This window comes from Actinoplanes sp. ATCC 53533 (genome assembly GCF_003947245.1).
Genome location: NZ_QHHV01000203.1, coordinates 1 through 8270, shown reverse-complemented (window position 1 = coordinate 8270; position 8270 = coordinate 1). Strand labels below are relative to the sequence as shown.

Here is an 8270-nt window from a genome sequence, read left to right as displayed (position 1 = left end):
CACACCACCGAATCTGACCCTCAGTTCACTGATCCCCAGCAGCACGATCTCAGCCATCCACCAATAGTCATACAGCACCTAGTCCCATGCAACCCCCTGATCGTGTCGCGTCCACCGTGCGGAGCGCGGCTGTCGTCTGCCAGTTGAACCGAGGCACTGCCGATGGATCTGAGGCACCAGGGCTCGGCGGCACGGGCCCAAGCTCGTGACCAGCGGGAGCCTGGCACGGGAGCGCGGCGGTTTTGCCTCAACTCCACTGTCAGAACGCGCACCCGGCCGCTGCCAGTGGAGTTGAGGCACCGCAGGTCAGCCCGCATCTCGTGCCTCAGGTCAATTGGCAGACGACAGCGGCGGCGGCGCCCGCACGCTCCGTCGGACGCACCCGCCGTGTCCGGTGACAAGCGATCTTCCTTATTGCCACTGAATCTTGCTCAACCGTGGGCTTCTGCCAATTCGGGTTGCTCGATACATGACCCGTCGTGCAGGTCGGCGACCTACCCCACGCCCTTGACCAGGAACAGGCCGTCCCGACCGACTCGGGCGGACAAGCTGATCCTGAGCAAGATCCATTGGCGAGTTCTCTCGGATTGCCGGGCCAGCGGCGGCCTTTACCCGAGACCAGTTCGCCACTCAAGACTCCTCACCCCAGGTCAAGGCGCCCAGGGTGAGGACGATTCGCTGTCACAGGACACGCCGGCGGCACCGACTTGACGCCACCGACGGTGTCGGCGGTCCTGAACGTATGGGCAATCGTTGTTCCGGCCCTGGCGAGACCTGACACGCCCGGTCCTGCCGCGCCGGGTCCCGCGCGGGTTGGGGCCGGTCACGGTCCCACCCGGGCCGTGGCAGGCGCAAGCCCCCCGGCCCTGCGGCGCACAGAACCTGCAGAGGGGCGAAGCAGCGGCGCGTAGAACCCGAAGGCCGGGGGGCTTGCGCCCGCCTGGGCCCGGGCGGGCCGGATCGTGCCGTCCCACCCGGCGGGGCCCCCGACGGCGCCTGGCCGGGAACCTGTTACAAGGTTCGGAGGGTTCCCCTGTGCCTGCCGATGATGATCTCCGTGACGTGTTGGCGGCCGTGTCGTACTACGTCGGCCGACCGCGATCAGCTCGTCCCACCGACGTACCACCGCTGTACCGCCCGGCTCCTGCCGGCGAGGCACCGTATCGGGCCTGGACGTTGCGCGCCGTCGGTACCGGAGCACGCGCCGCCGAGCTTCGGCGGCTTGGCCGATCGCTGCGTCAACGCGCCGAAGAGCACGGCATCACCCTGCTGATCCGAGGTGACCAGGGCTGGCCGACGCAGACCGGCATCAACGCGTTGCCCTGCCTGTGGGTGCGCGGCGACCCCGACGTCGCCGCACTGCTGGGCAAGGCAGTCACGATCACCGGCGGAATATCATGCACGGACGACGGCAGACAGGTCGCCGCCGAGTTGGCGGGCCCGCTTGCCGCAGAAGGCTTGACGATCGCGACCGGCCTGTCAGCAGGCATCGACGCCGCCGCGGCCGCGGCAGCCTTCGACACCGGCGTAGCGCCCGTACTGCTGTCTCCGGCCGGGCTGGACCAACCAGCAGGCCGGGCCCTGAGGAAACTCGCCGATCGGGCGGTCAACCGCGGTACGTTGATCAGCCCTTTCCCACCGGGCCGCGCGCCGACCAACTCCCGGATGGCCTTCCGGGACGCATTGCTCGGCACCCTCGGCGCGGCGACGGTACTGGTCGAAGTCTCCGCGACGAGCCGAGCCTTGCGCGCGGCATGGGCGGCGCACGACGCCGGCTGGTTGGTCCTGGCCGTGCCGGGATCGGTCACCACCGGTACCTGGGCCGGCTGTCACCAACTGATCGCCGACCGGACCGCCCAGCTGGTCACCAGCGCGTCCACGGTGCTGGAAGCCGTCCGCATGGCCGCCGATCGCGGCAACCTGAGCGCGGCGGCCGCGGTCGCCGCGCTCGACGAGCCCGACTCCCGCCGGTCGATCGTGCGAACGCGCTACCCGGTTGCACAACAGGCCCGACAGGAAGGGCGGTAGCGATGTCTGGGGATCAGATTGTCCGCGACTGCGCCGTCCGGGTCCGGCTCGGCGCCACTGTCTTCCGGCCGGCCGGGAGACGCCAACGCTGGAGGATCGAGGCCGGACCGTGGAGGGCCGACGGCGCCTCCGAGAAGGCAGCCACCGATGCCCTCGCCGACGGCCTGCAGAAGTTCCTCACCCACTACCGGACGCCGACCGTCTTGTCATTCCGCGGCTTCACCGCCGTGCTCTCGCTCGACCTGGCCGACGGCGACCAGACGATGGTGTGGACCGAACGCGTTGTCGACCCCGGCGGCCTGGTCTCCTACAGCGGCGTCGGCGCTGACAGCTGGGAACAGGTGGAGGCCCGCGCCCGGTGCAACCTGGCCCAGCGGTCGACCGACTGGTTCGACGACAGCAGCGTCCACGAGGCCGCCGCCTACCTGACAGTCAGTCCGGGGCCTGACGACTGGTCCGGGCCGGACGCGTTGTACCGCTACGCGGCGTGGCAACGCGCCGCGCAGGCGGCCATGGCCGCCGGTCGAGACAACTGGCATGAGTGGGCCACCGAGCACTGGGCGCAGTTCGCCGTTGCTCGGGCGGTCCCGGCCGAGCCGACCGGCAGCGACACCTGATCGGCTGCTGCCCAAGTCCGGGCACGGGCGCCGGTACGACGTGAACGCACCGGCCACCCGAATGCTCGACCCGTTTCAGGGCCCGCCGAAAGGCGGGCGCTGCTCGCAGCGTGACCTTCGCCGTGCACGCCGGACGATTCCTGCGCTCGCGCCTGAGCAGCCAGCAACCGCTCCGCGAACCGCGCTACCCCGTTCTCCCGGAACACGATGCCCGCTTGTCGACTACGGCACCCGGATCGCATTGCACACCCCGCGAAGGAGTCCCATGAGTCTCGACCTGGCCACCCGCCGTGAAATCGAAACCAAGCTCGTCGTCCACGGTGGGTGGCTGAAACGCAGCGACCAGCCCCCGTTCACGGACGCCGGCCTATGGGAGTACTGCCGGCAGCTGAGCCGAGGCGAACTCGGCGAGCAGATCGACCCCGATCTGCTGCCAGCATTCCGAGTGGCGTTCGACCACGGATTCCAGCCTGCCACCGTGGATCTCACCGCCACGATGAGCCGGCTGCGCGACATGGGTTTCTACGCCGAGGTCGTGTCCGATGACCGCCACAGCAGCCTGGTCGCCGGCAGATGGCCGCATCACGGCGGCGCGACAGATCCGTGGCCGGTTTCGGCGGGCCCCGGCTGGATCGGACTCAACAGCGTGCTCGCCCACACCGACCTGCTCACCGTCGAGCCAATCGCAGCTGCCGCCTCGTCGCCGGTCCCGCCGGGCACCACTGCCTCACAACTCGCCACAGCGATAGTCCGGGTACTCAACCAGAACCCCGACCAGTGGCATGGCCAGAAGCAGACCACCACGGTCGATCTATCCCCCTTCCCTGCAAGCCAGTCCGCGCCAGGCGCAGACACCCTCTCGCTGATCCACGACGGGCGGCACCTCACCGAGATATTCCAGCAGCAACTGACCCACCTGCTCGACGACCTCTTCACCGACCGGAGCCCCCGGTTCGGGCAGCACGCCACCGTGTTCTCCGAGATCCCCCGCCACGCGCTCGTGTCGAAGACCAACGGGTTGATCATCCGCCGCAACGACAGTCAGCTTGTCTTCAGCGACGGTCACACCACCAACTGCGACTCCATCCTGTCCATCCACCTTCATCTCACATAGCCACGCGGCCCCTGCTGCCAGACGTCGTCACCGCCGCGCCGAGCCCAACCCACCCGCACAGAGCGCCTCGGGACCCGCTGCCCTTCTCCACGTTTAGGCCGTCCCATCGCCGGACGAGCCAGGCGCCGGCACAGGGCGCGCCCTCACCGCGGCGGTGCTGTACGAAACAGTTCACCCAAACCAACGAAGGAGAAAGCAATGTTGATCAGGCTGGAGGCGGTCAAGGCGCAGCACCCGGTCAAGGTGCTGGACGCCGCCGAGGCCTTCGAGGTCAGTAGTGACGTCGACGAGCCGGATCCAGACGGCACGTACTCGATCATCACCGACAACGGTGAGGACGGCATCCAGGTGGCCGGCACCGAGCGCGCGCTGCATGATTGGCTCAACCGGGCCCGGACCCAGCTCAGCACCAAGACCGGCGGCCCACCCGTCATGGCCGTGCTCGACCTGTCGACGCGCCACCTGCCGGAGCAGATCTGCGCTGAGCTGAACGGCTACGACGGCGTCACCGCCTACGGCACCCGATACGGCTGGCTGCTCAGGGTTCCCGGGAACCTCACCGAGCACCGTGCCGACCACCCAGGCACAGTGCCCGACGAGGTATGGCAGCTGTGGGAGTACGCGCATCGGTACGGCGCCGCGTATGTCCTGCTCGACGCTGACACCGACCCGGTCGATGCGCTGCCCTCCTGGGACTGGTGACCGCCGACCGCCCGTCAGCCACCTGTGCGGTGCCAACCGGACGCCTTTCGGGCTGCGGTTCAGGCTCCGCTCTCAGCCTGCGTCTCGCGATGACCGGCAGGCCATGCCCGACGGAACCGGTGTACATGCACCGCCCGGAGCGTGGCCTTCGCCGTGTGCCCCGAACCGTCCCGGCACCCGCACCCTGCGCAACCAGCCACAAGGAGACAATCATGACCATCGAGGCAAGCTTCATCGCCCGCATCGCCGGGCTACGCGAAGCCGCCGCCAGTGCCCGCTCCGGCGCCCTCAGCCCATCGCAGACCACAGACGCCCTGATCGCGGCTGGCGCCCTGACCGACCTGCTCGATCTGCGGGCATTCGCGATGTCCGGAGACGACACCCTGGAGCAGGTCGTCATGAGCGTGCACGGCATCGACGTCAGCCTCCGAGGCCGCCCCGACGACGTGTTCGTCCACATTGAAGACCAGCGTGACGACGAGGACCGCAGGACGCAGCCACGCTAGCGATCGGAATCGGTGACGGCGTGGAAATGGACTTCACCGAACGCTGAATACGCAGCCTCAAGAAGCAAACCGACGATGAGTGACCCCGAGGCCCGACCCGCTCCTGCGCCCGGTGAACCCCTATCACCGCCAGTCGCCCAGGCCTACCCATGCCTGCGGGCCTGCACCTTCAGCCCCACTGCGCGACGGACAGCACGACTCACGCCGATCACCTGGTCCGAACGCAGCTCTTCAACGTGCCACATTGCTGGCCCTTGCCCGGCTGATCGCTGGCACCGCGGCGAGCCCCCGACAGGCGGTGTTCACCTTCCGCCTCGACATCAGCCGCGAGGACCGCCAGCACCCTCTGCACCCAACCGGGGACACCTGACCGCGTCCGCCGACGCCGACGAACCCGGCAGCACTCCACACCAGATCGACCCGTTGCGGGCCCGCCGAGAGGCGGGCCTTTTTTGCGTTCTGGAGGCATTCTCATGCTTTTCGCCAGCTCGGTCGCATTCGCGGTGCTAGAGGTGCTGCAGGCGTGCGCCGTCGCAGCCCTGACGCTGCGGTTGCTGCGCCGCAACACCATCCTGCAGCGCGCCGCGACCACCGACGAACTCACCGGCCTGCCGAACCGGCGCGGGCTGCACCAGGCCTACGCCGCCCTCACCGAGCGAGGACGCCGGCCGGCGACGCTGATGCTGGACCTGGCCCGATTCAAACAGGTCAACGACTGCTACGGCCACGATACCGGCGACGCGCTGCTGCGGCATGTCGCCATGCAACTCACCGCAGTCGCCGACCGGATCGGTGGGGTGGTGGGCCGGCTCGGCGGCGACGAGTTCGCCGTGCTGCTGCCCGACCGCAGCGACCGGACTCTGCTCGATGCGGTGCACGACGTCGCACAAGCGCTCGCGCTGCCGACGGCGGTGCCCGAGGCGGCGGAGCCGGTGCCGGTGTCGGCGGTCATCGGCGCCGCCCGGCCCACCCTGGCGGCCCCCGCAGACCGGCCTTTCCGGGCGGCGGACATCGCGCTCTACCACGCCCGGCACCACCGGCAGCCGTACGCGATCTACACCCCCGGCATGGTCCACCCGGCCGCCACAAGCCGGCACGGCCCACGGCTGCGTGACCGACGCTGCACCCCACGGGTCGCCGCATTCGACACCGCGCTCTTCCACCGGCTCGCCGCCGGGCAGGTGTCCAGCGACGTCGCCCACCACGACGACATCGCCGAACTGCAGAGCCTGCTGGAGGTTCTGAACCCGACCAGCCGCAGCCTCGGCTCCGACACCGCCGAACTGGTGATCCGCTGCCTCGACCACGGCGCGCTGCAACTGCAGAGTCCGCTGACGCACGTGCGGATCGAGGCCACCACCGTCGGTGACTACCGCGACGGCGGATTCCTCGTCCTGGTCACGATCGCCGACACGATCACCCTCACCTCCACACAGATCCACCCGCGCGACCTCGCCGGCCTGGGCAAACGGACGGCCGAGCAACTTCTCGCCGTGGTCGCCGACACCGCCTGCCAGCTGTACGACAGCTACCGGGCGCTCGCGGCTGGCGGAGGCCACCGATAGCCGGCGCAATCCGCCGCCTGCCGTCGATCTCCGCTCATCCCCAGCCCCGAGCATCTACCCCCGCCTGCCAGGCGGTCGCCAGCTGCCCGGCAGGCCATCCCTAGCAGGTCCAACAGCTCAGCGGACACGTCCACCGGTCAACGAACCCGCTGGACGGTCTCCGCTACCGGCTGGCCACTGCCCCGTGCGCAAAGACATCCCAGGAGCTTGTATGTCAAGCAGCGGCGTTGTTGAGGTGGTGAGACCAGGCGGTGGTCTCGTTGTAGGGGGTGCTGGTTTTGAGGCAGCCGTGGAGGATGCCGACGAGTCGGTTGGCGAGTTGGCGCAGGGCGGCGTTGTGGTTGGCGCCGCGGGCGCGTTGCCGGTCGTAGTAGGCCCGGGCGCCTGGGGAGTTGCGCAGGGACGTGAAGGCCTGGGTCATCAGGGCGTCGACGAGCCGGTCGTTGTGCACGAACCGGGCGGCGACGGTCCTCTTCTTCCCGGACGCGCGGGTGATCGGGCTGGTCGCGGCATAGTTCTTCCGGGCCTTCGCCGAGGCGTAGCGGTCGTGGTCGTCGCCGAACTCGCCGAGCACCCGGGCGCCGAGGATCACACCGAGTCCGGGCTGGGACAGGATGATCTCAGCGTCCGGGTGCCGGCCAAAATGGGCCTCCACCTGCCCTTGCAATGCCTCGACCTGCTCGTTGAGAGTGACCAGCAACGCGGCCAGGGCCCGCACCGACGCGGCGTACGCGGCGATGACCACGGCCGGCTGACCGAGCTGCTCGGCACGCAGCGCGGCCTGGACCTGCGCGGCCTTGGCCGGGATGTCACGGCGGCGGGCCCGTTTGAGGGCCGCGCTGATCTGGCTGATACTCAACCGCGCGGCGCTCGCCGGATCCGGGGCCTTGGCCAACAGTTCCAGGGCGTCGGCGGCGTCGAGGTCGGCGAACGCTTCCAGGGCGGCCGGGAAGTACTCCCGCAACGCGTGCCGCAACCGCTGCACGGCGCGCGTGCGTTCCCAGATCAGGGTCTTGTGCATCCGGGTGACGACCTTGACCGCCTCAGCCTCGGCGCTGTCCCCGGCGATCGGGCGTAGCTGGTGGGAGTCGGTCCGCACCATGTCAGCCAGCATGTGCGCGTCGGCGGCGTCACTCTTGGCCCCCGACAGCGCCAGGCGTTCCCGGTAACGCGACGCCTGCAACGGGTTCACCGGATACACCGTGTACCCCGCGGCGACCAGCGCCCGCACCCACGGACCCCGATCAGTCTCGATACCGATCTTCACCCGCGCGGCGATGTCCTCGTCGGCGATGCCGTCGCCGAGCGCCTGACCGATCATCGCGTGCAACCGCGTCATGCCCGCCATGCCCTCCGGCAGTCGGGCCTTGGCCAGCCGGCGGCCGGATGCGTCCATCACCTCGACGTCGTGGTGGTCCTCGGCCCAGTCATCCCCTACGAACAGCAACGCATCTCCCGCCTCTCAAGCCGATCACCGTCGGTAGCCCGGAGGAGAACTATCAGCGACCTAATGAAGCAGTGCTCACACCGCAACCGGACGGGCACGACATCCCATCAGCGATCAACTCTCCACACCGACCAGCCGGGGCACGATCTTTGCTCAGGACTCGAAGTCCAGGAGCAACTAGTGCTCACCAGCCGGCGGCTACCTACCCACCGGGAGTCTGCCGGATGGCTCACTCCCAGAACTCATTAGGAGTTGACCATGTACCAACCGATCGCTGACGCGTTCAGCCTC

Annotated in this window: 7 protein-coding genes; 6 read left to right on the top strand and 1 reads right to left on the bottom strand. The window is 69.1% G+C overall.

The window, feature by feature from the left end:
* Positions 1 to 1035 precede the first annotated feature (1035 nt).
* The 6 genes from DMB66_RS47125 (at position 1036) to DMB66_RS47100 (ending at position 6532) form a co-directional block, all read left to right on the top strand.
* A complete protein-coding gene (locus DMB66_RS47125; RefSeq protein WP_158647586.1) occupies positions 1036 to 2028 on the top strand; it encodes a DNA-processing protein DprA in 993 nt (330 codons plus the stop codon).
* Between the two features lie 2 nt (positions 2029 to 2030).
* A complete protein-coding gene (locus DMB66_RS47120) occupies positions 2031 to 2645 on the top strand; it encodes a hypothetical protein (RefSeq protein ID WP_125810633.1) in 615 nt (204 codons plus the stop codon).
* A 265-nt stretch (positions 2646 to 2910) separates the two neighbouring features.
* Positions 2911 to 3759, top strand: a complete 849-nt coding sequence (locus tag DMB66_RS47115) for a hypothetical protein (RefSeq protein ID WP_125810632.1) — start codon at positions 2911 to 2913, stop codon at positions 3757 to 3759.
* Positions 3760 to 3957: 198 nt separating this feature from the next.
* Positions 3958 to 4461: a hypothetical protein gene (locus tag DMB66_RS47110; RefSeq protein ID WP_125810631.1), complete on the top strand. Its 504-nt coding sequence runs from the start codon at positions 3958 to 3960 to the stop codon at positions 4459 to 4461.
* 212 nt (positions 4462 to 4673) lie between these two features.
* Positions 4674 to 4967, top strand: coding sequence for a hypothetical protein (locus DMB66_RS47105; RefSeq protein WP_125810630.1), 294 nt, complete (start codon positions 4674 to 4676; stop codon positions 4965 to 4967).
* A gap of 473 nt (positions 4968 to 5440) precedes the next feature.
* A complete protein-coding gene (locus DMB66_RS47100; protein WP_125810629.1) occupies positions 5441 to 6532 on the top strand; it encodes a GGDEF domain-containing protein in 1092 nt (363 codons plus the stop codon).
* A 214-nt stretch (positions 6533 to 6746) separates the two neighbouring features.
* Here DMB66_RS47100 and DMB66_RS47095 read toward each other — a convergent pair whose 3' ends face one another.
* A complete protein-coding gene (locus DMB66_RS47095) occupies positions 6747 to 7979 on the bottom strand; it encodes an IS110 family transposase (RefSeq protein ID WP_125810628.1) in 1233 nt (410 codons plus the stop codon).
* Between the last annotated feature and the right edge of the window lie 291 nt (positions 7980 to 8270).

Coding starts and splice junctions, on each gene's coding strand:
- DMB66_RS47110 (WP_125810631.1), top strand. CDS start 3,958: ATGTTGATCAGGCTGGAGGCGGTCAAGGCGCAGCACCCGGTCAAGGTG.
- DMB66_RS47120 (WP_125810633.1), top strand. CDS start 2,031: ATGTCTGGGGATCAGATTGTCCGCGACTGCGCCGTCCGGGTCCGGCTC.
- DMB66_RS47115 (WP_125810632.1), top strand. CDS start 2,911: ATGAGTCTCGACCTGGCCACCCGCCGTGAAATCGAAACCAAGCTCGTC.
- DMB66_RS47100 (WP_125810629.1), top strand. CDS start 5,441: ATGCTTTTCGCCAGCTCGGTCGCATTCGCGGTGCTAGAGGTGCTGCAG.
- DMB66_RS47105 (WP_125810630.1), top strand. CDS start 4,674: ATGACCATCGAGGCAAGCTTCATCGCCCGCATCGCCGGGCTACGCGAA.